The sequence below is a fragment of the Cohaesibacter haloalkalitolerans genome (assembly GCF_003574655.1).
Classification (GTDB): Bacteria; Pseudomonadota; Alphaproteobacteria; order Rhizobiales; family Cohaesibacteraceae; genus Cohaesibacter; species Cohaesibacter haloalkalitolerans.
Window position 1 is genome coordinate 1 of the sequence record NZ_QNUM01000001.1, and the last position, 26549, is coordinate 26549.

The 26549-nt window shown below is 57.5% G+C and carries 23 protein-coding genes; 9 read left to right on the forward strand and 14 right to left on the reverse strand.

The features are described from left to right. The coding region (locus DSL70_RS22385) for a hypothetical protein (RefSeq protein WP_205563115.1) at positions 1 to 235 on the forward strand (235 nt) is incomplete at its 5' end. A gap of 282 nt (positions 236 to 517) precedes the next feature. Here the strand turns inward: DSL70_RS22385 and katG are convergent. Continuing rightward, positions 518 to 2695, reverse strand: coding sequence for a catalase/peroxidase HPI (gene katG / locus DSL70_RS00010; protein WP_119306535.1), 2178 nt, complete (start codon positions 2693 to 2695; stop codon positions 518 to 520). Between the two features lie 198 nt (positions 2696 to 2893). On the opposite strand from katG, the gene DSL70_RS00015 reads away from it, so the two are divergent. Further along, a complete protein-coding gene (locus DSL70_RS00015) occupies positions 2894 to 3826 on the forward strand; it encodes a hydrogen peroxide-inducible genes activator (protein WP_119305857.1) in 933 nt (310 codons plus the stop codon). Between the two features lie 33 nt (positions 3827 to 3859). Here the strand turns inward: DSL70_RS00015 and DSL70_RS00020 are convergent, their stop codons facing one another. From DSL70_RS00020 to DSL70_RS00045, 6 genes are all read right to left on the reverse strand, one after another. Beyond that, positions 3860 to 4585, reverse strand: coding sequence for a FadR/GntR family transcriptional regulator (locus DSL70_RS00020; protein WP_119305858.1), 726 nt, complete (start codon positions 4583 to 4585; stop codon positions 3860 to 3862). Continuing rightward, complete coding sequence (yjfF, locus tag DSL70_RS00025) at positions 4582 to 5571, reverse strand: galactofuranose ABC transporter, permease protein YjfF (RefSeq protein WP_119306536.1); 990 nt, start codon at positions 5569 to 5571, stop codon at positions 4582 to 4584. The genes DSL70_RS00020 and yjfF overlap by 4 nt, the downstream gene beginning before the upstream one ends. After that, positions 5571 to 6638 (reverse strand): ABC transporter permease, encoded by a 1068-nt coding sequence (locus tag DSL70_RS00030; protein ID WP_119306537.1) that lies wholly within the window; start codon positions 6636 to 6638, stop codon positions 5571 to 5573. Before DSL70_RS00030 ends, yjfF begins: the two co-directional genes overlap by 1 nt. Beyond that, on the reverse strand, positions 6638 to 8149 hold the full coding sequence (locus DSL70_RS00035; RefSeq protein WP_119305859.1) for a sugar ABC transporter ATP-binding protein: 1512 nt from the start codon (positions 8147 to 8149) through the stop codon (positions 6638 to 6640). The genes DSL70_RS00030 and DSL70_RS00035 overlap by 1 nt, the downstream gene beginning before the upstream one ends. 93 nt (positions 8150 to 8242) lie before the next feature. After that, positions 8243 to 9196, reverse strand: a complete 954-nt coding sequence (gene ytfQ, locus DSL70_RS00040) for a galactofuranose ABC transporter, galactofuranose-binding protein YtfQ (RefSeq protein WP_119305860.1) — start codon at positions 9194 to 9196, stop codon at positions 8243 to 8245. A 259-nt stretch (positions 9197 to 9455) separates the two neighbouring features. Next, a complete protein-coding gene (locus tag DSL70_RS00045) occupies positions 9456 to 10187 on the reverse strand; it encodes a DUF1868 domain-containing protein (RefSeq protein WP_119305861.1) in 732 nt (243 codons plus the stop codon). 275 nt (positions 10188 to 10462) lie between these two features. Between DSL70_RS00045 and DSL70_RS00050 the strand changes: the two genes are divergently transcribed. Beyond that, complete coding sequence (locus tag DSL70_RS00050) at positions 10463 to 10891, forward strand: secondary thiamine-phosphate synthase enzyme YjbQ (protein WP_119306538.1); 429 nt, start codon at positions 10463 to 10465, stop codon at positions 10889 to 10891. A gap of 291 nt (positions 10892 to 11182) precedes the next feature. Further along, on the forward strand, positions 11183 to 11965 hold the full coding sequence (locus tag DSL70_RS00055) for a protein-tyrosine phosphatase family protein (protein ID WP_245418049.1): 783 nt from the start codon (positions 11183 to 11185) through the stop codon (positions 11963 to 11965). A gap of 14 nt (positions 11966 to 11979) precedes the next feature. Here DSL70_RS00055 and DSL70_RS00060 read toward each other — a convergent pair whose 3' ends face one another. Next, positions 11980 to 12627: a hypothetical protein gene (locus DSL70_RS00060; RefSeq protein ID WP_162916256.1), complete on the reverse strand. Its 648-nt coding sequence runs from the start codon at positions 12625 to 12627 to the stop codon at positions 11980 to 11982. Between the two features lie 290 nt (positions 12628 to 12917). Here DSL70_RS00060 and DSL70_RS00065 point away from each other — a divergent pair, with 290 nt between their 5' ends. Both DSL70_RS00065 and DSL70_RS00070 read left to right on the forward strand, forming a co-directional pair. Continuing rightward, entirely contained in the window at positions 12918 to 14492 is a 1575-nt protein-coding gene (locus tag DSL70_RS00065) for an inorganic phosphate transporter (protein ID WP_119305863.1), read from the forward strand. Between the two features lie 99 nt (positions 14493 to 14591). Then, the gene (locus DSL70_RS00070) at positions 14592 to 16430 is read left to right on the forward strand and encodes a Na/Pi cotransporter family protein (RefSeq protein WP_119305864.1); all 1839 of its coding nucleotides are present in this window, start codon (positions 14592 to 14594) and stop codon (positions 16428 to 16430) included. A gap of 76 nt (positions 16431 to 16506) precedes the next feature. Here the strand turns inward: DSL70_RS00070 and fghA are convergent, their stop codons facing one another. From fghA to DSL70_RS00100, 6 genes are all read right to left on the reverse strand, one after another. Then, positions 16507 to 17337, reverse strand: a complete 831-nt coding sequence (gene fghA / locus DSL70_RS00075; protein ID WP_119305865.1) for an S-formylglutathione hydrolase — start codon at positions 17335 to 17337, stop codon at positions 16507 to 16509. A 71-nt stretch (positions 17338 to 17408) separates the two neighbouring features. Beyond that, positions 17409 to 18518, reverse strand: a complete 1110-nt coding sequence (locus DSL70_RS00080; RefSeq protein ID WP_119305866.1) for an S-(hydroxymethyl)glutathione dehydrogenase/class III alcohol dehydrogenase — start codon at positions 18516 to 18518, stop codon at positions 17409 to 17411. A 243-nt stretch (positions 18519 to 18761) separates the two neighbouring features. Then, on the reverse strand, positions 18762 to 19028 hold the full coding sequence (locus DSL70_RS00085; protein WP_119305867.1) for a metal/formaldehyde-sensitive transcriptional repressor: 267 nt from the start codon (positions 19026 to 19028) through the stop codon (positions 18762 to 18764). Between the two features lie 176 nt (positions 19029 to 19204). Then, positions 19205 to 20509 (reverse strand): TRAP transporter large permease, encoded by a 1305-nt coding sequence (locus tag DSL70_RS00090; RefSeq protein WP_119305868.1) that lies wholly within the window; start codon positions 20507 to 20509, stop codon positions 19205 to 19207. Between the two features lie 15 nt (positions 20510 to 20524). Beyond that, entirely contained in the window at positions 20525 to 21031 is a 507-nt protein-coding gene (locus tag DSL70_RS00095; protein WP_205563116.1) for a TRAP transporter small permease, read from the reverse strand. Positions 21032 to 21046: 15 nt separating this feature from the next. Then, positions 21047 to 22036: a sialic acid TRAP transporter substrate-binding protein SiaP gene (locus tag DSL70_RS00100; protein ID WP_119305870.1), complete on the reverse strand. Its 990-nt coding sequence runs from the start codon at positions 22034 to 22036 to the stop codon at positions 21047 to 21049. A gap of 186 nt (positions 22037 to 22222) precedes the next feature. On the opposite strand from DSL70_RS00100, the gene DSL70_RS00105 reads away from it, so the two are divergent. Genes DSL70_RS00105 through DSL70_RS00115 form a run of 3 tightly spaced genes read left to right on the forward strand, consistent with a single transcriptional unit; the run spans position 22223 to position 26517 of the window. Next, the gene (locus DSL70_RS00105) at positions 22223 to 23119 is read left to right on the forward strand and encodes a dihydrodipicolinate synthase family protein (protein WP_119305871.1); all 897 of its coding nucleotides are present in this window, start codon (positions 22223 to 22225) and stop codon (positions 23117 to 23119) included. 44 nt (positions 23120 to 23163) lie between these two features. After that, the gene (locus tag DSL70_RS00110; protein ID WP_245418050.1) at positions 23164 to 23826 is read left to right on the forward strand and encodes a GntR family transcriptional regulator; all 663 of its coding nucleotides are present in this window, start codon (positions 23164 to 23166) and stop codon (positions 23824 to 23826) included. After that, positions 23827 to 26517 (forward strand): alpha-L-rhamnosidase, encoded by a 2691-nt coding sequence (locus DSL70_RS00115; protein ID WP_119305873.1) that lies wholly within the window; start codon positions 23827 to 23829, stop codon positions 26515 to 26517. It begins immediately after the preceding gene. Positions 26518 to 26549 lie beyond the last annotated feature (32 nt).

The following is a 26549-nucleotide window of genomic DNA, read 5'->3' on the forward strand; positions in this document are numbered from 1 at the left end:
AAAAGACCAAAAGCCTTTTCTCAGAACTCAAAGCAAGCACCTAATCACTCGCCAAATTCCAAATTTTGAGGCGAACCGCCCCGCCGCCAGCAGCGCCGCCGCTGTCGATGAACGGACTTATAGACCCCACCCCAATCAGAGTCAAACAATAAAATACATTTTTATGACAACGTTTGAGGATAAAATTTTATGCCTCTCAAAAAGGCCAGATTTCTGCGGATTTTCTACTGTGTAAAAATTCAACAATTGCCCAGAGGATAAACAGGGGTGTGAATTTCTCCAACAAATATAGTGCCCACTTTCTATTCTCCAACCTTTTGGCCGCCTAGTTTTTTATCAGTTTCGTGACGGGACAAGGTCAACTTCCTGCTAAAATCTCTCTTTTCCATGGGCTCGGCCACCCCTTGCAGCGTCATCCGCCCTCGCTCAAAAGATGAAAGCGGCCCTCCTGTCAGAAGGACCGCTTTCCTGTTTTCAAATCTATGCTGGCTCTCTCATTATAGAGAGGCCCCCGGCTTCATGATTTCACATCAAACCGGTCAGCGTTCATGACCTTGGTCCAGGCAGCAACAAAGTCCTTGGCGAACTTCTCCTTGTTGTCGTCCTGGGCATAGACCTCGGCATAGGAGCGAAGAATGGAGTTGGAGCCGAAGACCAGATCAACGCGGGTTGCAGTCCACTTGACGGCGCCGGTCTTGCGGTCCTGGATCTCATAGGTGTTCTTGCCGGTTGGTACCCACTTATAGGCCATGTCGGTAAGGTTGACGAAGAAGTCGTTGCTCAGTGCACCTTCATTCTCCGTAAACACGCCATGCTTCGTGCCGCCATAGTTGGTTCCAAGCATTCTCATACCACCAATCAGAACGGTCATTTCCTTTGCCGTGAGACCAAGGAGCTGGGTGCGATCGAGCAGCATTTCTTCCGGGCTGACCACATAGTCCTTCTTGGCCCAGTTGCGATAGCCGTCGGCCAGCGGCTCAAGCGGATCAAAGGACGGAGCGTCGGTCATTGCCTCGGTCGCATCACCACGGCCCGGAACGAATGGCACCGCGATATCGAGTCCACCTGCCTTGATGGCTTTTTCCAGACCGACATTACCTGCCAGCACAATGGTGTCAGCGACGCTAATGCCAAACTCTGCGGCGATCGGTTCAAGGACTGCCAGAACCCTGCCCAGACGTCCGGGTTCATTGCCTTCCCAGTCCTTCTGCGGTGCAAGGCGAATGCGTGCCCCGTTGGCGCCACCGCGCATGTCCGATCCACGATAGGTGCGGGCGCTGTCCCATGCGGTTGCAACCATTTCGCCAACCGAGAGACCGCTCGCGGCGATCCTGGCTTTCACAGCGGCAATGTCATAGTCGGCCTTGCCAGCGGGAATCGGATCCTGCCAGATCAGGTCTTCCTCTGGCACCCAAGGACCGATGTAGCGGGCCTTCGGCCCCATGTCGCGGTGGGTCAGCTTGAACCACGCCCGAGCAAAGGTCTGAGAGAAATAATCGGGGTCGTTGATGAAACGCTGGCAGATCTCGTTATAGACAGGATCCATTTTCAGCGCCATGTCGGCATCGGTCATGATCGGCGCGCAGCGAATAGACGGATCCTCCACGTCGGCGGGCATGTCTTCCGGTTTCATGTCGATAGGCATCCACTGCCAGGCACCGGCCGGACTCTTCTTCAATTCCCATTCGTAGCCGAACAGATAATTGAAATAGCCCATGTCCCATTTGGTCGGTTCGTAGGTCCATGCACCTTCGATACCACTGACCACCGTGTCGCGCCCGATGCCGCGGCCCTTGGTGTTCATCCAGCCCATGCCCTGATATTCAGGACCTGAGGCTTCCGGATCCGGGCTCAGGTTTTCAGCGCGACCATTGCCGTGGCACTTGCCGATGGTATGGCCACCCGCAGTCAGAGCGACGGTTTCTTCATCGTCCATGGCCATGCGGGCAAAGGTTTCGCGCATCTGGGCCGCGGTCTTCAGCGGATCAGGACTGCCATTGACCCCTTCCGGGTTGACATAGATGAGACCCATCTGAACCGCAGCCAGCGGATTTTCCATGGTCTCCGGTTTTTCGACATCGCCATAGCGGCCATCGCTCGGAGCCAGCCATTCTTTTTCGGCGCCCCAATAGGTATCCTTTTCCGGATGCCAGATATCCTTGCGGCCAAAGCCAAAACCGAATGTTTTGAGACCGGCAACCTCATAGGCAATCGTGCCCGACAGGATGATCAGGTCAGCCCAGGAAAGCTTGTTGCCATATTTCTTCTTGATCGGCCAAAGCAGACGACGGCCCTTATCAGTGTTGACGTTGTCCGGCCAGGAGTTGAGCGGTGCAAAACGCTGGTTGCCGGTGCCACCGCCACCACGACCATCGGCCAGACGATAGGAACCGGCCGCATGCCATGCGACGCGAGCAAACATGCCAACATAGCTGCCCCAGTCGGCAGGCCACCAGTCCTGGCTGTCATTCATCAGGGCGCGCAGATCCTGTTTGACGGCCTCATAGTCGAGCGATTTGACTTCTTCGGTGTAATCGAAATCTTCACCATAGGGATTGGTCTTGGTGTCATGCTGGTGCAGAATGTCCAGATTGAGAGCATTCGGCCACCAGTCCATGACACCGGTTCCCATGGCGGTGTTGCTGCCGTGCATGACAGGGCATTTTCCAGTCGATTTGGTTTCGTTATGGTCCATTTGGTCCTCCAAAAAATCAATCAAACGTTTCTCGCGCACAAGACTGGCTTGCCGTTCCAATATTGATTGGCGGCCTTGTCTGAAGATCAACCGAGCCTGTACACCATTTTAGCGTGTCTTCTTGCCTTATGCTACGTCTACCAAACTCTATCCATTAAAGGAAATTGCATTTTCTAAGGATTGTGATAAGAATTTCTAATGATAAACCTATCCATGAAGCAGTTGCGCTATTTCGATGCCCTCGCCCGTCACAAGCATTTCGGGCGGGCAGCTGAAGATTGCGCGGTTACGCAGCCTGCCCTCTCCGTACAGATCAAGGAACTGGAAGCACTGATCGGTGCGCCGCTGGTCGAGCGCGGCCCGCGCCAGATCCACTTGACAGCACTCGGCAGCGCATTTGCAGAACGCGCCCAGCAGATTTTGCAATCGGTGAAGGAACTGGAGGATCTGGCCCGCAGCACGCACGGGCCGCTGGGCGGGCAGTTCCGCTTCGGCATCATCCCCACGGTTGCCCCTTATGTCCTGTCCGACTTCATAAAGACCATGGGCGACCGTTTTGCCGGACTGGAGCTGCGCCCGAGAGAGGCCAAGACCCGGCGGCTGATTGCCGACCTTCTCGATGCGCGCCTTGATGCCGCGATTGTCGCCTTGCCCATTTCCGAGCCATCGCTGGAAGAAGTACCTCTGTTCGAGGAAGAATTCGTGCTGCTGCGCCCCGAGGAGGATGCGCAAAGGCCGGTTCCCAATCCCGAGATGCTTCAGACGATGCGCCTGTTGTTACTGGAAGAAGGTCATTGTTTCAGGGATCAGGCCATTTCCTATTGCAACAGCAATGCCGCCCTGCCGCGCAACCTGATGGAAGGCAGCTCGCTGACGACGCTGGTGCAGATGGTGGGAGCAGGTATCGGCGTCACGCTGATCCCGGAAATGGCCGTTCGGGTGGAGATCCGCTCGGCGCCGGTATCCATCGCGCATCTGCCCGCGCCCGCGCCAACACGGACCATCGGCATGGTCTGGCGCCGCAGCAATCCGTTGCGACAGCAGTTCCTCGAGATCGCCGAGCTCTTCAAGGCGACAGCCACCGGCATCAGGAGTGCTCCGATCAATGATGAAAAGACATCGTCTGGCTGAGCGTACCGGATGGGTGCGGCTGCGATTTGAGCGTCAGGACAGATTTTCCCTGAACAGGACAATGGCATCGGCCATCGTTGCTTCCGCCCGCTCGGCGTCGCCCTGACGAATCGCGTCGACCAACTGACGATAGGTATCGATCGAAGCCTGCTGCATGTTGCCCGTGGCCTCGATGCGCGCCCGGTCATGGCCAATCCGATAGACAGAGAAAAGGGCTGCCTGCACCATATCACCCAGCGATGACAGGAACCGGTTTCTGGAAAGATGCAGGATAGAGGTGTGAAACTCGATATTGGCAACGGCATAGGCGACATGATCGGTTGCAGCCGCCATTCGCCTGAACTGCCGGGTCAGTTGTTCGCAATCGGCTGGCGAGGCGCGCCTTGCCACCATCGCGGACGCCGCTGGTTCGAAGATGAGACGAATTTCATGCAGTTCATTGAGAAAGGGGCCCGGCTTGCGCAGGCTTGCATGCCAGCGCAACACATCCGGGTCAAACATGCTCCAGTCCGAGGAGGGGCGCACACGCGTCCCAACCTTGGCTTTTGACTGCAGCAGCCCCTTGCCCACCAGAGTTTTCTTCGCTTCCCGGATGACCGTGCGGGATACGCCGAACATTTCTTCCAGATCGGGATCCAGCGGGATCATCGTCTGTTCTGCGTAGTCCCCCGAAACAATGGCCATTCCGAGCTGGTCAACGACCTTGGACGTATTGTTGAAGGCTTGTTGTGAGGTGCCTCCAGCGGACGTAAGGCTCATGATCGCATCGCGAATTCTGTTGCTGGTTTTCTTCTCGCCGTTGTCGCCCAAGCCAGTACCTTTTGAAGCATGATGAAGGTGAACAACAGGATGCCAATCACGATCTTGGTCCACCAGCTCGACAGGGTGCCATCAAAGACAATGTAAGTCTGGATCAGTCCCATGATAAGGATACCGAAGAATGTTCCAGCCACGAATCCCGTGCCACCGCTGAGCAATGTGCCACCAATCACAACCGCAGCAATTGCATCCAGTTCCACGCCGACTGTCGACAATGAATAGCCTGCTGATGTGTAAAGCGAATAGACGATTCCTGCAAGTCCCGCCAGTCCGCCGGATGTCGCATAGATGAGGATTGTCGTGCGGGCTATGGGCACGCCCATCAGCTGGGCCGTCTGAACTCCGCCGCCCAGCGCATAGACATTCTTGCCGAACTTCGTGCGGTGTAACACCACCATGGCTGCGATGAAGACAAGCAGCATCACGCCACCGATCAGTCTGAACCTCCCGCCACCGGGCGCTTTCCAGTAGATCGACTGCAGCACGTCATAAAACTCATGCGTGACGGGGACCGAATCCGTCGAGAGCACATAAGCGAGCCCACGCATGAGGAACATGCCGGCCAGCGTGACAATGAAGGCCGGCATCTCCAGATAGTGAACGATTGCCCCTTCTGCCGCACCGAAAGCGATCGTGATGGTCAGCACCAGACCGAAGGCAACCAGCGGATGAATGGACGTGTCCCGCAGGATAACGGCAATGAACACACCGGTGAAGGCGATGACCGAACCGACCGAGAGGTCGATCCCGCCCGTCAGGATGACGAAGGTCATGCCGACGGCCGTGATGCCCAGAAAGGCGTTGTCCGTCAGAAGGTTCGCGACAACCCGGGTCGAGAACATGCTGGGGAACTCCCAGATACAGAGCAGATAGGCGAGGAAAAAGGTCGCCATGGTCAGGTAAAGCGGCAGCCTTGGCGATTTCATCATGACAGACTCTCCCTAGCGGTCTGATTGTTCTTGTGGGATTTCTCGGCGCTTTTCTCGGCTCGTTCCTCAGTGGGCGCATGCGGCGGTGTGGAGGCACGGAACAGGTAGATCGCGTGCTGTACCGTCGGCGACTGGATGAACAGGATGACGATAATCAGCAGCGCCTTGATCACCAGGTTGAATTCCGGAGGCATGCCGGACAGGAGAATGACGGAGTTGACCGACTGGATGATGAGCGCCCCGAGCAGCGAGGCGACAATCGAAAACCGCCCCCCGAGCAGCGAGTTGCCACCGATGACGACGGCGAGGATGGCGTCAAGCTCCATCCACAGCCCGGCGTTGTTGGCGTCGGCCCCCTTGATGTCGGCGGCAACGACAACGCCCGCCAGCGCTGCGCAGAAGCCGGTGACCAGATAGACCGCCACCAGCAGCACGCGCGAGTTGATACCCGCCAGCCGTGAGGAGGTTTCATTGATACCGATAGCCTCGATGAGCATGCCCAGAGCGGTACGGCGCACCACATAGGTCACCAGACAGCCCATGATGATCCAGATCCAGACCGGGGTCGGCACGCCAAGGATCGTGCCAGCCCCCAGATGGATAAGGCCGGGGTTGATGAAGGTCATGATCTTGCCTTCGGTGATCAGCTGGGCAATTCCGCGCCCGGCCACCATCAGAACAAGCGTGGCGACAATCGGCTGCACCCGAAAGATGGCAACCAGAATGCCGTTCCATGACCCGCATGCAAGCCCGGCGGCAAGGGCGGCCAATAGTGCGGGGACCCAGCCCCCTCCTGCGGTAACCACACTTGCAGCAACCGCCCCGGCGATGGCCATGACCGCGCCGACCGAAAGATCAATACCCTTGGTGGCGATGACCAGTGTCATGCCGGTGGCCAGCAGGGCGACCGGCGCACCACGGTTCAGCACATCAATGATGTTGCCGAACAGGCGACCATTCTGGAATTCAATGGAGAAGAATCCCGGAAAAACGATAAAGTTCAGCAGAATGACGACTGCCAGAATGACCAGCTGCGGCGCAATGCGCCGGAGAGTATCGCTCATCATTGTTGCGCCCCTCCCTCCTCTGCGATGGATCTGACGATCGCACCAATGGAAATTTCATCGCCGCGCAATTCCCTGACCTGACGGCGATCCCGCAGAACCACAATGCGACTCGAATAGGTGATCAGCTCTTCCAGCTCTGACGAGGCGACGATCAGCGCCATGCCCTGGGCCCGGAGGGTCTGGATCAGTTCGATGATCTCGGCATGGGCACCAACATCGATGCCGCGGGTCGGTTCATCCAGAATGAGAATGTCCGGCTCGGTTGCCAGCCAGCGCGCAAGCAACGCCTTCTGCTGATTGCCACCCGAAAGCAACCGGATCGGCATGTCAAGGCTGGCGAGACGGATGTCGAGTTTCTTGACATAGTCTTCGGCGATCTTTTCTGCCTTGGCGCGGGTGATCGGACGCATCCAGCCGCGGCGGGCCTGCAGGGACAGGATGATATTCTCGCGCACCGAGAGGTCGCCGACGATGCCGTCCGTCTTGCGGTCTTCCGGGCAGAGTCCGAAGCCGAGATGGATGGCTGACCGGGGATTGTCGAGCTTGATCGGTTTGCCGTTGAGGCTGGCCGTACCCTGATCGGCGGGGGTCGAGCCGAAGATCACGCCCGCCGTTTCGCTGCGGCCCGAACCCAGCAGCCCGGCAAGGCCAATCACCTCACCCTTGTGCAGAATCATGTCGAACGGTTCGATGGTGCCGCGACGGCCATAGCTCTTGAGTTCCAGAATGGTCTCGCCAATGACGGCCTTGCCACGTTCCTTCTTTGCTTCCTCAAGCTCGCGGCCCAACATCATGGTGACGATTTCGGTTTGCGTCACGTCTGCCAGAACCCGCGTGCCGACGATGCGACCGTTGCGCAGGATCGTTGCCCTGTCAGAGATTTCGAACACCTGATCGAGAAAATGCGTGATGAAGACAACCGCCAGACCGCGCTCGGTGAGCTTACGGACAACGGAGAAGAGAAGATCGATCTCCTCGCGGTCGAGACTGGCCGTCGGCTCGTCAAGGATCAGCACCTTGCCCGCCAGTTCCACGGCGCGCGCAATGGCGACGACCTGCTGGATGGCGATGGAATAGCTGGAAAGCAGCAGCGAGGGGTCGATATCAAGCCCGAAGCCCGACAGGATTTCCTTCGAGCGCTTGAGCATGACCCGGTTATCGATCATGCCGTGGCGCATGGGCTGCCAGCCAAGGAAGAGATTCTCGGCAACCGTCATGTTGGAGAGCAGGTTGACTTCCTGATAGACCGTACCGATGCCAAGGGCGAGGCTGTCCTGCGGATCGCGCGGGTTGATCTCCTGACCGGCCAGTAGAATCGTGCCGGCGTCGCGTTTGTAGGCGCCTGTCAGACATTTGATGAGAGTGGATTTTCCCGCCCCGTTCTCACCCAGTAGGGCATGCACTTCACCGGGGTACAGAGAGAGGGAAACATCATCCAGCGCGATGGCGCCGGGGAAGAATTTGGAAATACCGGTCGCCTGTAGGACCGGCTCGGGGGTCATGGACATGGTTTGATCCTGAGGGCTACCAGAATTGGATGAAAAGCCGAGTGAACGTGATGATGGGCAGCCAAGGCTGCCCATCAAGACGAAAGTCAGAGATCAGTAACCCAGGCTCTTTTTCATTTCATAGACGGCTTTGTTGTCGTCTTTCTGAGTATAGAGCTTGGATTCGGTCTGTACCCATTTTTCTGGCAGGGTGCCATCTTTCCAGTAGGCGTCGAGGATGTCGAATGCCGGGCCAGCCATGTTCGGGGTCAACTCAACGGTGGCGTTTGCTTCGCCGTTGGCAATGGCCAGATGCATGTCAGGAACAGCGTCGATGGCGACAACCAGAATGTCGGAGCCCGGTTTGGCGCCAGCTTCCTTGATGGCCTGGATAGCACCAACGGCCATGTCGTCGTTGTGGGCATAAAGAGCGCAGATGTTGGCAGCGCCTTCAGCCTTCAGGAAGCTTTCCATGACCACTTTACCCTGAGCGCGGGTGAAGTCGCCGGTCTGGCTGCGAACGATCTTGAGGTTCGGAGCGTCGGCAATGGCCTTTTCAAAGCCCTTCTTGCGGTCGATGGCAGGAGAAGAGCCGGTGGTGCCCTGAAGCTCGACAATGCGGCAGTCCTTGCCTGCAACGGCTTCCTTGAGCCAGTTGCCAGCCACTTCACCTTCATAGACGGTGTCGGACGTAACGGCAGTCATGTAGAGGCTTGGGTCGGCGTCAACCTTGCGGTCGAGCAGAATGACGGGAATTTTGGCATCCTGAGCTTCTTCCAGAACAGCGTCCCAGCCGGTAGCAACCACCGGAGCCAGGAAGATGGCGTCAACGCCTTGTGCAATGAAGCCACGCAGAGCCTTGATCTGGTTTTCCTGTTTCTGCTGAGCATCAGCAAATTTCAGGGTCACGCCGCGTTCTTCGGCCTGCTGTTTGGTAACAGTGGTTTCAGCAGCGCGCCAACCGGATTCAGAACCGATCTGCGAGAAGCCGACAGTTTTGCCAGCAGCCATAGCTGTCATTGGCGCCAGAACGAGTGCACTGGCGAGCAGAATGGAGCTTAGTTTCATAGTTTCCTCCCTAACGAAAATATCTCCCAAAGCCATTAAGTAATACTTATTGAAAAGCGTAAATGGATGATCCGGCTACTTTCATGGCCTATTTCACCACAGCGTGCCTACTAAGGTCTCAACAATCTAAAAGAGAATGAGGCAGAAGGCCAATGATACAAAAATTCATGGCTCGGCGGTCGCATCAAAGGACAACCAGCAACGGGATCGCCTTTTGCCAAAATGGGCAATCCCGACAAAATGCCGGTAAAATTGCCAGCTAGAGCCGCAAAATCCGGTCAAATTGATGCATATTTTCGAAACTGCAAAACTCGACAGCAGGAATGTCGATGGTAATCAACTCGTCCCTGTAACGGGCAAACAGCCTGTCGCTTTCCTCGCTGATCGAGCGGGCTGTCCCGGGATCCGTGAAGGTCAGAGGGTAGGCCAATGTTATATGGAATATATAGGTATCGTGCGCATGATAGCGGATGGAGGTGATCCTCGACAGCTGATCCCGTATTTGTCTCAGCACCGTCTCGTCCGTTTCAGTTGCCCCGGCCACGGAGATCGAATGGAGTGCAAACAGATCCGTTGCGTCCACCTTCATCCCTTGCGGGAAGCTGTGTCCGGACAGGCTGTTGACGAAAATGTCCGTAACGACATCCCTGTCGGTCCCCGGCGGCACTGCAGCGGGCCAGCCCTCGGCAACGCTGGTGCAGCCGGGTGCCACGCCTTGAAACACAGTCATGTGCAGGCTTGCGGGCGGCAGAAACGTGAAATAGTGCCCGTAGGGGCCTGACCTGATCTCCTGTTGCAGCGCCCGCAACGCCCGATGCGCTCTTGATGTCGGGTCGATATGGCAAAGAAACGTGTTGCCCGGAAAGGGGAGACACACGCCCTGAGGCGTGAATTTGCCGCCACCGCCTTCGTCGGTGATCGCTGCCGGTCGCGGTGTTCGGCTGAGCTGGCCGGACATATAGAGCACCGGATCGGTATGCTTGATTGTCATCGTCTGATTGGTCCGTCATGCCAATAAAGAAAAACAAAGAGCCTTCAAAAAAAAGATCTTCCCTTTTCATAGCCCGCCCGCGTAAGCAAGGCCAGCCTTTCGATGCGGCTCCCCTGCCCGCCTTGATGATGTTGCCCTGCAGTCCACTCGATGGCAGATTGGCAAAGCGTGAGGTCAGGTCTTTTTGCTATTTCTCTCTATAGTATATAAGAAAGTGGCATTGCCGCTTTCAAAGCCCTTTGACGCCGATCACGCTCAACCTGTCGGGACCCATCATGTTCACTGTTCTCCACGAAACCCTTTCCTTGCGAACGTCAGGAAAGAGCATGCTCACCATAACCGGCGAGGTGTCCCGCTGGCTCAATGAGGCGGGTGCCGTCTCGGGGACGCTGACCGTCTTCTGCAAGCACACTTCGGCATCGCTGACCATTCAGGAGAATTTCGATCCGACCGTACAGCAGGACCTGTTGCAGTATCTTGACGATGCCGCGCCTGAAAGCCGCTATTACGAGCATTCGCTGGAAGGCCCTGATGACATGCCCGCCCACATCAAGACCATGCTAACCTCGGTCAGTCTGACCATTCCTGTCAATGCCGGACGCATGGCTCTGGGCCAATGGCAGGGGATCTATCTGCTCGAACACAGGGCAAGGGCCCACCTGCGCGAGATCCATCTTTGCTTTACCGGCCTTGCGCGGGACTAGGCGGCAACATTGACGCAAGGTCGAAAGGTTGCTAAGTCACTCCGGTTTGTGCGAAACACCGCTTCGGTTCCTTGGGCCGGTGTCACTGGAAGTGCGAGCAGGAACGATCTGTTGCTGTCCGAAAGTCGTTGTTTGCACACTCCCCATGCCTTAGGCAATATGGGTCATGAACCGAGTCGATGCGTTGCGATTTGCCGGACGGATTTGCTTGATCGCTTGCGGGCCATGATGGCTGACATTGTTGCGGACTGTAAGACCCCGTCTCCGACGATGGATAAAGGGAAATGCTGAGTGAGCTATTCACCTGACAATATACCGGAAACCATGCGGAAGGCGCCCTTGTCAAAGAGGGCGCGCAAAGCCGTCTACAAACAGATCGCCCGGCTGCGAGATACCATCTCGGATATGTCTCCGAACTGGTTGCGCCGTTTCTTCGCCCCGATCTATGACTATGCGGAAATGATCTTCGTCGATCACGGGATGTTCCGCACGCCTTATGCCAACCGGCACAAGGTTTCCGAGCGAGCCTGGCGCTCGTCCCAGCCGTGGCCCCATCAGATCCGCTACTATGCTCAGGAACTCGGCATCCGCACGATCCTCAATCTGCGCGGCCCGAGAGACTGCGGCAGTGACAGGCTGGAACGCAAGGCCTGCGAAGACTATGGCATTGTCATGCGGGACGATCTGCAGGTGCGCTCACGCGGGGCACCGTCCCGCACAACTATTCTCGGCCTGCGGGACTATTTCTCTTCGCTGCAATATCCCATCCTTCTGCATTGCAAGGCGGGAGCGGATCGGGCGAGCCTCATCTCGGCGCTTTATCTGATCATCATGGAAGACGTGCCGGTGGAAAAGGCCCGCGAGCAGCTTTCGATGCGGTTTGGCCATTTCAAGCAGGCCAAGACGGGGATTCTCGACCATTTCTTCGAGCAGTATCTCGCCTACAAGGCCGTCCATGACATCAGCTTCATGGAGTGGGTCGAAACCGTCTATGACGAAGACGGGCTTATGAACTCCTTCCAGTCGGAACGCTGGACCAGCCTGCTCGTCGACAGGATTCTCAATCGCGAATAGAGCGAGGTCGAGCCCTATTGCTCGGCTTCCAGAGTCTGCCGCATGACGCGATAGTCTCTGCGCTCGTCTTTCAGGCTCTCGACCTTCCATCTGAGCTCATCAATCTGTTTTTCATAGTCGGCGATCCGAGCGTCTGCCTCGCTGATCTTCCGGTCTGCGGCGTCTTCATTGTTGCGGATGGCATCAACAGCTGACTGAAACAGCGCCTCGATCCGGTTGAGATAGGCGCCATCCAGCACCGAGCGGGTTGCCGGGAAGCGGGTGCGTACATTGGTGACAAACCGCTTGAGGCTGATGCTCTCCCACTCGTCCCCATCTTCCTTGAGGCGGGCATTCTCGATCACCCAGTTAACCGACTCCTCAATGTCCGGTACCATGATCGACATGCGCAGCAGGGTGAATTCCTCGTCCTGATCCAGCCCCTCATAAGCACTGCCGAACAGCTTCTCGGCAAAGCCGCGATCCTCGCCTTTCAAGCCGCAATAGCGAGTCACGAATGTTTCCATCTTCATGTCCGACAGACTTTTGACAAAGCGCGTGTGAACGGCATTGCTGATCTCGGCCGGAGCCGGATTTTTCTCTTCGAGGCAGGCTGCCGCAGAAACGGTCATGGATGCGAGGGCAATCAGAAATGGAAAAATGGCTCTTAAGATCAACTGCATGATGTAGATGGAGTCCAACGGCTGGTTTTCAACAGGATGAGTGCACGGTGTGCACTCCTTTGCGGGCGTTCTTTCCCTTTTAATGCACGGGGTGCGCTTTGAGAAATTTATTTGTCGATTTCTCTGGAAATATCGACAAATTTCCGCCACTCCCTTCGTGGCTGACGCCACCAGCAGCCAACACAATAGCAGAAATTCATCTATGCAAAAGAGCGGACCTTTGCCTCCGAGGGCCTCATAGCCAGGGAGCAGCAACCGCCGGGGATGCAAAAAAGCTAAAGGCAGGCAATATGAAAGTTGGAGATTTTCTCAAGATCGAGAATGCAACTGATTTGAGCAGATCTGAAGTGGGGCGGCTGGGCACGGCCATTCTTTTCATGGTCGGTGTCATGATCTACGCTGGCACACAGTTTGCCCATGTAGAACAATCTTTCCTCCTGATCGCGGCCGCAGTGATCGGCGCTTACATGTCGCTGAACATCGGCGCCAACGACGTGGCCAACAACGTAGGTCCGGCGGTCGGCTCCTTCGCCATGACCCTGACCATGGCCATCATGATTGCAGCGGTCTTCGAGGCCGGTGGCGCCATCATCGCCGGTGGTGACGTGGTTCACACCGTCAAGAAGGGTATCATCGACCCGGCCAACATCGCCGATACCGATACCTTCATCTGGGTCATGATGGGCGCGCTTCTGGGCGCTGCAATCTGGCTCAATGCAGCGACCTGGCTTGGTGCGCCCGTGTCCACCACCCATTCGATTGTGGGTGGCGTGATGGGCGCCGGTATCGCGAGTGCCGGCTGGGATATCGTCAACTGGGACTCGATGTTCAAGATCGCATCCAGCTGGGTCATTTCCCCGCTTTGCGGCGGCGTCATTGCCGCACTGACACTCTATATTCTCAAGAAGCTGATCTTCTTCAAGGAAGACCCGATTTCGGCGGCGCGCCGGGTGATGCCATACATGATTTCGGTCATGGCCTGGGCTTTCACCACCTACATCTGCCTCAAGGGGATCAACCAGGTCGTCAAGGTCAACTTCTCGACCGCCGTGTCCATCGGAACTGCCGCCGCCGTTGTCTGCTTCTTCATCGTGCGGCCGATCATTGCCCGGGCCACGGACCGGATAGGCGAAGACCGCGACGGCGTGAACAAGCTGTTCACCATCCCGCTGATCTTCGCTGCCGCTCTGCTGAGTTTTGCCCATGGCGCCAACGATGTCGCCAACGCGGTTGGTCCGCTCGCCGGGATCGTCGAAGTGCTGACCGTCGATGGCGGCAACCACGCTCAGGTCAGCATCCCGCTTTGGGTGATGGTCATCGGTGCGCTCGGCATTTCCTTCGGTCTTGCCCTGTTTGGCCCCAAACTCATTCACACGGTGGGCTCTGAAATCACCGAACTCGACCGGTCTCGCGCCTTCTGCATCGCCCTTGCGGCAGCGATTACCGTGATCATCGCCAGCCAGCTCGGCATGCCGATCAGCTCGACCCATGTGGCACTGGGTGCCGTGTTCGGCGTCGGTTTCCTCAGGGAGTTTCTCGAACAGCGCATGAGCAAGGTGGTCGAGGACGTGCTCTCCAAACATGTGGGCAGCCCGTCGCTTGCCAAGGTGGAAATGGTTCTGGCCGAATTCCGCAACGCTCCGGCAGACGAAAAGAAACGCATGCTGGATGCCCTCAAGGCAATGGGGCCGGAAGCCGTGATCTCGGCCGCTCAGCGCAAGAAGCTGCGCAAGGCACTCAAACGCCAGCTGGTCAAGCGTTCGACACTGCTCAAGATCGCCTCGGCGTGGATCATCACGGTCCCCGTCTCCGGCGTGCTGGCTGCCCTGTTCTACTTCGCCCTCAGAGGCATGATGCTTCCTTAATGATTTGGGTGTACTCTGTGCGCTTATAGCCCGGTTCGCAGGCTGGCCATCGGGCCACCTGCCTGAACCGGGATAAAGGCGGACCGAGGTGACCCGTTCATGAAGAAAACGCTGCTGCCCATCATTCTGGTTCTCATGCTGGCCGCCTTCTGGGTCAGCATGGACTTTCAGGAAATCGCCGCCGGGGTGGCAGTCTTTCTGTTTGGCATGCTGATGCTGGAGGACGGGTTCAAACTGTTCTCCGGCGGATTTCTCGAAAAGATACTGGCACGGATGACAGGGTCCACCCTGCGATCCATCAGCTTCGGCGTTCTGACCACGTCCCTGATGCAGTCGAGCTCCCTCGTCTCGGTCATCACCATTTCCTTCCTTTCTGCCGGTCTCATCTCGCTGGTCGCCGGGGTCGGCATCATTTTCGGGGCCAATATCGGAACCACGACCGGGGCCTGGCTGATTGCCGGGTTCGGGCTCAAGGTCAAGATCTCCGCCTATGCGATGCCAATGCTGGCCATTGCCATCGTGCTTGTCTTCCAGCACAACAAATATCTGCGCGGGGCGGGCCATGTGCTGGCAGGGCTCGGATTTCTGTTTCTGGGTATCCATTTCATGAAAGAGGGCTTTGATGCCTTCAAGGACCAGTTCGACCTCACGCGGTTCGCGCTGTCAGGGGTGCTGGGGCTCATCGTCTACACGCTCGTCGGCTCCGCTGCCACCGTCGTCATGCAATCGAGCCACGCAACGATGGTGCTCATTCTGACGGCGCTGGCCGCCGGTCAGATCTCCTATGCCAATGCTCTCGCCCTCGCCATCGGGGCCAACATCGGCACCACCATCACCGCCATCATCGGCTCGCTGACCGCCAACTATCAGGGCAAGCGGCTGGCGCTGGCTCATCTGCTCTTCAATCTGGTCACGGCAAGTGTTGCGCTGGTATTCATCAACCAGTTGCGGCAGGTGGTCGATTTCATCAGCTTCGAGGTCGGCATTGCCAGCGATGACTATGCGCTGAAGCTGGCAGTGTTCCACACCATTTTCAACGTGCTGGGGGTGCTGATCATGGTGCCGCTGATGGGCCAGCTCATCGGTTTCCTCACCCGCCGAATCCCGGAACCCCGCACCGATGTCTCACAGCCCAAATATCTCAACGAGGCGGTGGATGCCTTCCCGGCGACCATTGAACTGGCCCTGCGCAAGGAAGTGCTGCATCTGCAGGACAATGCCGTCGAGCTGATCGCCCACGGGCTGAATATCCATCGCCACGAGCTATACGCCAGCGTTGATATCGCCCGGACCGTCCGGACCAGCCGGGCGACCTTCGAGATTGATATCGACGCCCGCTATGAGGCGCGCGTCAAGACGCTCTATTCAGCCATCGTCGACTTCACCTCGCGGGTCGGGGACAAGGATCTGCCGCATATGGAACTGGAACGAGCCTACCGCTTGCGCGATGCGGCAACTGCTATGGTGCGAGCGGTCAAGGCGATCAAGCATATGCGGCGCAATGCCAACCTGTTCACCCACAAGCCGATGGGAACGGCGACAGATCTTTACAACGGGCTGCGCATCGAGATTGCTCGGATCCTTGTCGAGCTGCACAAACTGAACCAGATGGAAGAGGCCGACCGCGACGGCGTCTGGCTGGAAGAGGAACTGGCGACCATCAAGAAGAACAAGAGCGCCACCACCCACATGGTTGAAGCCCATATCCGCGCTGGCGATCTGGAGATCCAGTCGGCGACCTCATTCCTCAACGATTCGGACTATGCCTACAAGGCCATGTCGGATCTGCTCAAGGCGGCAAGGGCGATCTATGCCGAACCGGAAAGCACCGAAGAACAGGTCGAGCGGGTGCTGCAGTCCGATGATACCGGCCCGAGGCTTGGCGTGCAGCCCCTTGATGAGGATCAGACAGACGAGCTTGAAGCGCATCCCGTCTAGGCAAGCAGCAAAAAGCCCCGCGCTTGGCACGGGGCTCTTGGTGTCTTGTGGCAAGGCTGCCATCTGCCGGATTTCGTCAGGCCTTCAGGGCGGCAGCGTGATGGGCGATATGCTCACCGATGAAGCTGGCGATGAAATAGTAGCTGTGATCATGACCCTTCTGCATGCGCAGAACCACCGGATGACCGACCCGGTTTGCCTCTTCGACAAACAGTTCAGGCTTCAGCTGTCCGGTCAGGAACTCGTCGGCGTCGCCCTGATCGATGAGAATTGGCAGGCGTTCTTCGGCAGTGGCCAGCAGGGCGGTTGCGTCATGGGCCCTCCATGCGTCCAGATTGGCTCCGAGATAGGCAGAGAAGGCCTTTTCCCCCCATGGTACCCTGGTGGGTGCGACGATGGGCGAGAAGGCCGAGACAGCCTTGTAGACACCCGGATGACGCAGCGCCAGCGTCAGTGCACCATGACCTCCCATGGAGTGCCCCATGATGGAGCGTTTGTCACTGGCGGGAAAATTGGCCTCAATCAAGGCTGGCAGCTCCTTCGTGACATAGTCTTCCATGCGGAAATGGCTTGCCCATGGTTCCTCGGTCGCATTGAGGTAGAAGCCGGCGCCCTGTCCCAGATCATAGGCCTCGTCATTGGCCACATCGCCGCCGCGCGGGCTGGTATCGGGCGCGACCAGAATCACCCCATGCTCGGCAGCATAGCGCTGGGCGCCAGCCTTGGTGATGAAATTCTGCTCGGTACAGGTCAGCCCGGACAGCCAGTAGATAACCGGCAGACGCGCGCCATCCTCATGCTCGGGCACAAAGACCGCAAACGACATGTCGCACGAAAGGGTCTGAGAGCTATGGCGATACACGCGCTGCGTACCACCGAAACTGGCGTGTTGTTCGATGCATTCCATGCTTTCACACTCCTGTTCTTGAAGCAAAGACGCGGCAGAAACCGCCGCGCCGGAAGGGTTTGCACGCGGGATCAGTATTTGATCACGGAGCGGATGGACTTGCCCTCATGCATGAGGTCGAAGGCATTGTTGATGTCATCAAGGGGCATGACGTGGGTGACGAATGGCGCAAGGTCGATGTCGCCATGCATGGCATCTTCCACCATGCCCGGCAGCTGGGTGCGCCCCTTGACGCCGCCGAAGGCCGAACCGAGCCAGCGACGGCCGGTCACCAGCTGGAACGGGCGGGTGGAAATCTCCTGCCCGGCACCGGCCACGCCGATGATCACCGACTGGCCCCAGCCGCGATGAGCGCATTCGAGCGCCGCGCGCATGACATTGACATTACCGATGCATTCAAAGGAATGGTCGACACCCCAGCCGGTCATCTCGATGATCACCTGCTGGATGGGCTTGTCGTGATCCTTGGGGTTGACGAAATCGGTCGCGCCGAACTGTTCGGCCAGCTTGAACTTGTCCGGGTTGGTGTCAACGGCGATGATGCGTCCAGCCTTGGCCTGACGGGCACCCTGAATGACCGCAAGACCAATGCCGCCCAGACCGAACACGGCAACGCTGTCGCCTTCCTGCACCTTGGCGGTGTTGTGCACGGCGCCGATGCCGGTGGTCACGCCACAGCCGAGGAGACAGACATGCTCGTGGTTGGCTTCCGGGTTGATCTTGGCAAGCGATACCTCAGCCACAACCGTATATTCGGAGAAGGTGGAGCAGCCCATATAGTGGTAGATCGGCTCACCATTGTAGGAGAAACGGGTGGTGCCATCCGGCATCAGGCCCTTGCCCTGCGTGGCGCGCACGGCAACGCAGAGGTTGGTCTTGCCGGACTTGCAGAATTCACATTCGCCGCATTCGGCGGTGTAAAGCGGAATGACATGATCGCCGGGGGCAACGGAGGTGACCCCTTCGCCGACTTCAACCACCACGCCTGCGCCCTCATGGCCGAGCACAGCAGGGAACACGCCTTCCGGATCGTCGCCGGAAAGGGTGAAGGCGTCGGTATGGCAGACGCCGGTGTCGGTGATGCGGATCAGCACTTCGCCCTTTTTGGGGGCAGCAACGTCGATTTCGACAATTTCAAGCGGCTTGCCAGGGCCGAAGGCAACGGCGGCACGAGATTTCATACGTGTATCCTTGATCAATGGTGTGGTCTGGGGTGTGGTCTGGACCGCAAGCTCGCCAGCCTTTTGTCTTCAAGCCAGAAGCAGGAGCGCAATGATGTGTCCTGATCTGGATTGCAAGACCCTTCAGACAGTCCATCCTGTGGCCTGTCTGGACCAGCGAGACCGCATCCGGTTTCTATAATTGTTTACAAGACCGACGCCTGCGCGCCGGGCTTTCTTCAGCGCACCATGACGGCACGCGATCTATTTGAGATAATTCCGAACAAGATGGAGCAACTCCTGCGTCTTCTTGCCGCCGGGGTCATCGGGGAAGATGAACTCCTCCCGGATGTGACCTTCCATCACTTCCACCATAAGCCCGTTGACCGCACCGCGAACCGCAGCGATCTGCTGCAGGATCGGTGTGCAGTCCATACCGGACTCGATGGCCCGTTCCAGCGCTTCGCATTGGCCTTTAATCCGGCGCACACGGGTCAACGCACGTTTCTTGTCCTCGGGACTTTTGGGCATCCTGTTCACCTTATCCTATACTGGGGTATAGTATACTGAGATACGTAAATATACAAGCCCTCGGACCTTGGCAAGACGGAAATTTCCTCTCGGGGAAAAGTCTGCGGCAAAATCAAAAAAACGGGCGGATCCGTTGAAGGATCCACCCGTTGTCTTTTATCTGTCCTCAAGGGATATCAGAGCATACCGGCATAGTGCGGGAGCCAGAGCACCAACTGCGGGAAGAAGGTCAGCAGCAGCAACAGCACAATCAGCAACCCGAGGAACAACCAGGCCTCACGGATCATTTCACCGAGCGGAATACCGTTGAGGGCCTTGATGATGAACAGCAGGATGCCATATGGCGGGGTCACCAGACCGATCATCATGTTGAACACCAGCACGATGCCAAGGTGATGCAGATCGATACCGAGGGCCAGAGCTGTCGGGATGAACAGCGGGGTCACCACCAGCATGATCGTCGAGCAATCGAGAACGCAGCCGAGCACGAGGAACAGGGCGTTAAGGATCAGCAGAAACTGGACGCGGTTGAGATCCATCGCATCAAAGAAGGCGAAGACCTGCTGCGGAACCTGCTCCACCGTGACGATATAGTTGAAGATATAGGCGCCGCACAGGACGATCGTGACAACGGCAGTCGTCTTGACGGTTTCCTTGACTACGGCAATGAAGGACCAGAAGCCGAGAACCCGATAGGCAAAGGCAGCCAGCAACAGGGCGTAGAAGGCGGAAACGGCAGCCGCTTCGGTCGGCGTGAAGGCACCCGAGTAGATACCACCCAGAAGGATGACCGGCATCAACAGGGCAGGCAGTGCACGAATGAGGATCAGCGGAAACGCCTTGAGCGGAATGGCCTCTTCAACCGGGAAACCACGCATCTTGGCCATGATGTAAACCGCAATACCCAGCGTGGTGCAAACCATGAGAGCCGGGATCACACCACCAAGGAACAGCACGCCCACCGACGTGGAGGAGATGAGGGCGTAGAAGATAACCGGGATGGACGGCGGAAAGATCGGCCCGACCACGGCAGACACCGCAGTGATCGCTCCGGCAAAACCGCGCGGATAACGGTCTTCCTTGATCATCATGTCCGTCAGGACCTTGCCAACGCCGGCAACGTCAGAGATGGCCGAGCCACTCATGCCGGAGAAGATAAGGGAGGTCATGATGTTGACCTGGGCCAGACCGCCAGGCACGCGCCCGACCAACGCCAGGGCAAAGGTGAGGATCCGGTCGGATACCTTGCCGGCATTCATGATATTGGCGGCGAAAATGAACAGGGGTACAGCCAGCGCAACGAAGTTGCCGAACACACCGTTCAGCACGTTCTCGGCGGCGAGCCCGACATCCTGCCCGGAGAAAAACAGATAGAAGATACTCGCGACAATCATCGAGATGCCCATGGGCAGCCCGGTAACCGTGATGCCAATCATGATGATCAGCATCAGACTGAGAGCGTGATCTGCGAAGAAGGTCATTCTAACCCAACCCTTTTAGATGAATTTTTCCCACTTCTTGCCCAACAGGCCATACAAACGGTAGGCCGCCTGAACGATGAACCCGAGAATGAACAGCATGTAGCAGCCGTAGATCCAGTACATGGGCAAACGCAGGACAGAGCTTTTCTTGCGCGTGAGGAATTGAAGATAATCCCAGGTCGCCGGCACCAGCAGCACGAATGCAACAAACAGTGCCACCATGGAAATGATGCAGAAGATCCGGCGGGTGTTGGGTCTGACGACGTCATAGACCACATCGAAGGAAACGTGGGACTGGACTGGCGTCATGAAAGCTGCGGCCCAGAATACGGTCCAAATGAATGCGATCATCGTGATTTCTTCTGTCCACAACAGGGGCGCATTCATCACGTAGCGATAGAAGATCTGTACGATGAATCCGCCAAAGGCGAACAGGAAGAGCAGGACGCCGATCGCGTCGGCCGCCTTTTTCAAAAGGCGACCGGTTGCGAGCAGCATATCCTTTGAAAGGATACCAGCCATGGCAGCAAATGCTCCTTATTCGGCCATTGCGTTGATCTTCTCAACCCAGCCTTCCGGCCAGTTCTTGGAACGATCAGAATTGAAGTAGAAGTCCTGCACGTGCTTGCGGAATGCAGCAACGTCAGGCTTCGTGACCTTCAGGCCCTTTTCCTTGAAGAAGTCGATGAGGCGAGCTTCTTCCTTGTAGCGGTTCTCGTTGTTCCAGTCGCAAGAAGCCTGGGCGGCTTCGGTCATGGCAGTCTTTTCGCTATCGCTAAGCTTTTCCCAGGTCTTGTTGTTGACTGCAATGTTCAGACCATCAACCAGGTGATCGGTCAGGGTGATCTGCTTGGTCACTTCGTAGAACTTTGCAGCTTCAACCGTAGGCAGAGGGTTGTCCTGAGCGTCGATGGTACCGGTCTGCAGACCAAGATAGACTTCGCCGAACGGCAGCGGTGTCGGGCTGGCGCCCAGTGCCTGACCGAGGAAGAGCCATGCATCGGAACCAGGCATACGCAGTTTGACACCTTTGAGATCGTCAGGGGTGTTGACTTCCTTCTCGGCGCGCAGGTTCAGCTCACGGGTACCCAGATAGCAGGTATCGAGCAGCTGGACATCCATGTCGCTGGAGACGGCTTCTTTCAGCTCGACGCCCAGATCGGAGTTGAGGAAGGTGCGATAGTGCTTGGCATTCTGGAACAGGTAGCCAGCGGTCAGAACGCTATACTGCGGAAGGTTGTCAGCGATCAGCTGGAATGACAGATAGGTCATTTCGGCGTTGCCGCGCTGCAGGGCATCAAGGTCTGCGCCTTGTGCAAACAGGGTGCCGGAATCATAGAGCTGAACGTCGAAACGGCCAGGAACCTTCTTTTCCAGTTCTTCCTTGAAGACCTGCATTGCCTTGGTATGCAGGTCCGAAGGAACCGAGGCAGTGGTGTATTTGATGGTGAGCTTGTCTTGAGCCGCTGCAGGAACAGCAAGGAATGTGCAGCAGAGGAGAGCGGCTGCGATACCACGAGACATCATGTTTGTCCTCCCGAACATAGATTGATCATGCACCAGAACCCTCCAGCTCCGGTGTATTGGATTAGCTCCAAGGGGCAGATTACCCCGTGAAAAATTGTTTGACCAGTTGATATTAACACTTATTGTATCAGTTATCAAATTGAGTATACTACATTCGATCAAAATGTTGATGGGAGGCATCACCTAATGTTGGAAACTTCCGACCTCAAAGGTGTCGTCGGTGCGGCCATTACGCCGTTCACCGAAGATCATGAAATCGAAATCGCACAGCTAAAAAGGCACTGTGATGCCCTGCTCGAAGCAGGCTGTGCATACACGTCCGTATTCGGAACCACGGGTGAAGGTCCTTCGCTCTCGGTTCGGCAGAAACTGGACGCTCTGCGCGCCATGGCCGACATGGGCATGGACATGTCCCGGCAGATTCCGGGCATCATGACCTCGTCTCTGGACGATGCTGTCGCCATGTATACCGAGGCGCACAAACTGGGTTGCCGTGCGGCCCTTATCATTCCGCCTTTCTATTACCGTAGCGTTGGTGTGGAAGGGGTTGCAGACTATTATGAAGCCCTTGTTGAAAAAGCCGGCAATCCGGGTCTCGACATCGTGCTCTACAACTTCCCGCACTTCAGCGGCATTCCTTTCAGCGTCGAACAGGTCAAGGCCGTTCAAAAGCGCATCGGTTCGCTGGTTGTCGGCATCAAGGATTCCACCGGCTATCTGCCCGGCGGGCTTGAACTGATCAAGGCATTCCCCGAGCTCTCCATCTTTACCGGCAGCGATGCCATTCTGCGCGACATGGTCGATGCCGGTGGAGCCGGGATGATCGGCGGCATGACGAACCCGTTTGCAAAGGACTGCGTGCAGTTGTATCGTGGCGGTGTTTCGGAAGGCTTCGTGAAACGCGCCACCCTGCGCATCGAAACGGTCGATGGCAATGGCGGTTTGAATGTGCTCAAGGCTCTGATGGCCAAAGTCTATGACAATCCTGCTTTTGCACGCACCATGCCCCCTATGGAGCCTCTGTCTTCCGAGAAGTTGGCTGCAATTGAAGCTGCCTTGGCGGAAGCTGAAAAGGCTCTCTGAAGGTGTCAAGGTGAAAGGGAAGTAAAGTGATGGCAGGTCGCGCAATGACGAAACCCGCAGATAGCTCTCGCAGCGTCAAGGAAACGGCGTACGAGCTGTTTCAGGCTGCCCTTTTCGAAGGGGCCCTGAAGTCAGGTCAACTCGTCAGCCAGAGGGACCTCGTCAATTTGCTGAACCTGTCCATCGGGGCCCTGCGTGAACTTCTGCCGCGTCTGGAATCGGAAGGTCTGATCACGGTCGTTCCCCAGCGCGGCATACAGATCACGGCGATTGACCTGCCGATGATCCGCGACGCCTTCCAGATGCGGGCTGCACTGGAACGCGAAGCGGTCATTCACGCGGTCAAGAACATGCCGGACAGTGTTCTGGAAGAACAGCGCCAGCGCCATCTCGATATTGTAGCCGCCGTGGAAAGCGGCCTGACGGAAGAAATCCTCAAGCGTGGCCAGCAGATCGACACGGATTTCCACAATGTGCTGATCCGTCTGACCAACAATGAAATCCTCATTCAGGCCTACAATATCAACGCCATCCGCATCAAGCTGATCCGCCATGATCGCATCAGCCTGACGGAACTCCTGCTCCCCCACACCTTCACCGACCACCTGGCTATCATCGACGCCATCGCCAAGCGCGACACCATTGCGGCAATCGAGGCGATGGATATCCATATCTCTCATGCTCGACAGAGGGCAACGGAGCTTTAGGTGACACTATCGAATATCGGGCAAGTCGGGGCGATCCTTGCGAAAGGCCTGAAATGCCAGCATCTTGCGCGCGTTCAGGGGCTGAATGATCGCAGGCCCTTCTTTAGCTGGGCGCTGGAGGAAAGCAGCTTTGCAACACGCAATGCCTGCCAGAGCGCATGGCGTCTGGTCATCGGCTCGACCAGAGCCTCGGTGCTGGACGGACAGGGATCGATCTGGGATTCGGGCAAGCGCTCTGGAAACGGCAATTTCACCTATCTTGACGAAGACCTGACACTACCGCGTGACAGTCACCTGTGGTGGAGTATTCAGGTCTGGGACGGGGAAGACAAGCCTTCGCAGATGGCCGAACCGGGCGAGATATTCACAGGTCTTGCGGCCGACGCCTTCAAGGCGAGCTGGATCGGGCGTTATTTCGTGCTGCCCGCAGGCCGCGATGTGCCTCAGGACAATCTCTACGACAACCGTTTTCAGGCCCGGCCAGCCGATTATCTGCGCCGCGAGATCAGGCTCGACGAGGCACCCGTCCGTGCGACCGCCTATCTTTCCGCCCTCGGGCTTTATGAATTCTACATCAACGGCAAGCGCATCGGAAACGATGTCATGGCGCCGGGCTGGACCGACTACCACACCCGCGTGGAATACCAGACCCATGATGTGACCGAGCATCTGGCCGCAGGCGACATCTGTCTTGGTGCCATTATCGGCGAGGGCTGGTATTCGGGCCGCATCGGCCACAACCAGCGCCGCGCCGGCAACCATTATGGCGGTCGTCCGGCTTTCCTGTGCCAGCTGCATCTGGAATATGCCGACGGACGCATCGAGACCATTCTCTCGGACGGCAACTGGATGACCCGGCAGGGACCGATCTGCTATTCCGATTTCCTCGCCGGAGAAATGGTGGATGCCCGCCTCTCCCTCGGCGACTGGTGCCAGTGCGGCATCGACACAACCTATTGGCAGCCGGTGGAAGAAATCATTCCCGAGCCAGGCCTGCCGCAGATTGATGCCTCCCGCTGCCAGCCGGCGCGCGAAGTGGCACGCCTTGCGCCCGAATCGGTGTTCATTCAGGACGCTCAAACCACCATCTACGACTTCGGCCAGAATCTCTCCGGCTATGTGGAAATGACGGTGAGGGCCAGCAAAGGCACGCGCTTCCTGTTGCGTCATGGTGAAATGCTGGACGCGGATGGCAGGCTCTATACCGAAAACCTGCGCTATGCGGTGTCGGAAGACATCTATATCGCCAGCGGCGAAGGCAAGGAAGTTTTCCACCCGCGTTTCACCTTCCACGGCTTCCAGTTTGTTGAGCTGACCATTGAAGGGGAAACCGAGGCCGAGCCGGATCTGATGGCCATCGCCATCCAGACCGATACCCCGGTCACCGGCCAGATGAAGACCGGTCACCCCATGGTCAACCAGTTGCTGTCGAACATCTTCTGGAGCCAGCGGGACAATTTCCTTTCCGTGCCCACCGACTGTCCACAGCGGGACGAACGCTATGGCTGGGCGGCGGACGCTCAGGTCTTCTGGCGCACGGCAGGCTATTTCATGGATATCTCGGCCTTCCTGACCAAATGGATGGAAGACCTGATCGACGGCCAATCCGACGAGGGCGTTTTCCCCGATGTGGCGCCGACCAAGCCGCTCAACCCCTATCGCCTGACGCCGCAACCGGGCGCTCCGGCATGGGGGGATGCGCCGATCATCATGGGCTGGATGCATTATCAGCGCTATGGTGACAAGGATCTGCTCGACCGCTGCTGGCACCCGTTTGTTGACTGGATGACCTATATCGAGCGGCACAACCCCGACGGCATCCGGCGCAGGGAAGTGCACAACAATTACGGCGACTGGCTCAGCATCGGACCGGCAACGGACCGCGACCTGGTCAACACCGCCTACTGGATCTATATCGCCGATCTGATGATCGATATCGCCAGCGCTCTAGGCAAGGAGCCCTTGCCATGGCGCACTCTTGCCGACCGGCTGCGCAAGGCCTTTATCAAGGCCTTTGTGATGGAAGACGGCAAATTGAAGGGCGATACCCAGACAGCCTATCTGCTGGCGCTCGATTTCAACATCCTGCCTGAAGATCTGCGCGGGGCCGCGGCGCGGCGGCTTGTCGACCTGATCGAAGCGGCAGGAGGGCATCTGCAGACTGGCTTTCTGGGGGTTCGCCACCTCTGCCCGGTGCTCAGCGACATCGGCGCGGAGGAGCTTGCCGTATCCCTGCTGCTCAAGGACACCTACCCCAGTTGGGGCTTTTCCATCAAGCATGGCGCCACCTCTATCTGGGAGCGCTGGGACGGCTGGACCGAGGAGAAGGGGTTCCAGAGCAAGGCCATGAACAGCTTCAACCACTATGCCTATGGCTCGGTGGGAGAATGGATCTGGTCACGGCTGGCGGGTATCGACTGGGACGTGGAGGCGCCGGGCTACCGCGCCCTCGTCATGCGGCCGATATTCGACAAGCGCATCGGCTTTGTGGAAGCCATTTACGACGCCCACACCGGGCGCATCGAGAGCCATTGGCATTTCAGGGAGAGTGATGTTGAATGGGCCATCGCCTTGCCACCGGGGGTTAGCGCCTCGGTAAGGCTTCCCGAGGCCATGACATCGGATCGCGGCAGCCAGTTTACGCTGGAGCCCGGTCATCATGTGATCAGGGCCTATCCGATCACAGCATAAACCAGCAAGAACGATCCCGTCCGGGCCGGTTG

Bases quoted from the DNA above. Each gene is read 5' to 3' on its own strand.
- katG (WP_119306535.1), bottom strand. From the start codon at position 2,695: ATGGACCATAACGAAACCAAATCGACTGGAAAATGCCCTGTCATGCAC.
- DSL70_RS00015 (WP_119305857.1), top strand. From the start codon at position 2,894: ATGATAAACCTATCCATGAAGCAGTTGCGCTATTTCGATGCCCTCGCC.
- DSL70_RS00020 (WP_119305858.1), bottom strand. From the start codon at position 4,585: ATGAGCCTTACGTCCGCTGGAGGCACCTCACAACAAGCCTTCAACAAT.
- yjfF (WP_119306536.1), bottom strand. From the start codon at position 5,571: ATGAAATCGCCAAGGCTGCCGCTTTACCTGACCATGGCGACCTTTTTC.
- DSL70_RS00030 (WP_119306537.1), bottom strand. From the start codon at position 6,638: ATGAGCGATACTCTCCGGCGCATTGCGCCGCAGCTGGTCATTCTGGCA.
- DSL70_RS00035 (WP_119305859.1), bottom strand. From the start codon at position 8,149: ATGTCCATGACCCCCGAGCCGGTCCTACAGGCGACCGGTATTTCCAAA.
- ytfQ (WP_119305860.1), bottom strand. From the start codon at position 9,196: ATGAAACTAAGCTCCATTCTGCTCGCCAGTGCACTCGTTCTGGCGCCA.
- DSL70_RS00045 (WP_119305861.1), bottom strand. From the start codon at position 10,187: ATGACAATCAAGCATACCGATCCGGTGCTCTATATGTCCGGCCAGCTC.
- DSL70_RS00050 (WP_119306538.1), top strand. From the start codon at position 10,463: ATGTTCACTGTTCTCCACGAAACCCTTTCCTTGCGAACGTCAGGAAAG.
- DSL70_RS00060 (WP_162916256.1), bottom strand. From the start codon at position 12,627: ATGCAGTTGATCTTAAGAGCCATTTTTCCATTTCTGATTGCCCTCGCA.
- DSL70_RS00065 (WP_119305863.1), top strand. From the start codon at position 12,918: ATGAAAGTTGGAGATTTTCTCAAGATCGAGAATGCAACTGATTTGAGC.
- DSL70_RS00070 (WP_119305864.1), top strand. From the start codon at position 14,592: ATGAAGAAAACGCTGCTGCCCATCATTCTGGTTCTCATGCTGGCCGCC.
- fghA (WP_119305865.1), bottom strand. From the start codon at position 17,337: ATGGAATGCATCGAACAACACGCCAGTTTCGGTGGTACGCAGCGCGTG.
- DSL70_RS00080 (WP_119305866.1), bottom strand. From the start codon at position 18,518: ATGAAATCTCGTGCCGCCGTTGCCTTCGGCCCTGGCAAGCCGCTTGAA.
- DSL70_RS00085 (WP_119305867.1), bottom strand. From the start codon at position 19,028: ATGCCCAAAAGTCCCGAGGACAAGAAACGTGCGTTGACCCGTGTGCGC.
- DSL70_RS00090 (WP_119305868.1), bottom strand. From the start codon at position 20,509: ATGACCTTCTTCGCAGATCACGCTCTCAGTCTGATGCTGATCATCATG.
- DSL70_RS00095 (WP_205563116.1), bottom strand. From the start codon at position 21,031: ATGGCTGGTATCCTTTCAAAGGATATGCTGCTCGCAACCGGTCGCCTT.
- DSL70_RS00100 (WP_119305870.1), bottom strand. From the start codon at position 22,036: ATGATGTCTCGTGGTATCGCAGCCGCTCTCCTCTGCTGCACATTCCTT.
- DSL70_RS00105 (WP_119305871.1), top strand. From the start codon at position 22,223: ATGTTGGAAACTTCCGACCTCAAAGGTGTCGTCGGTGCGGCCATTACG.
- DSL70_RS00110 (WP_245418050.1), top strand. From the start codon at position 23,164: ATGACGAAACCCGCAGATAGCTCTCGCAGCGTCAAGGAAACGGCGTAC.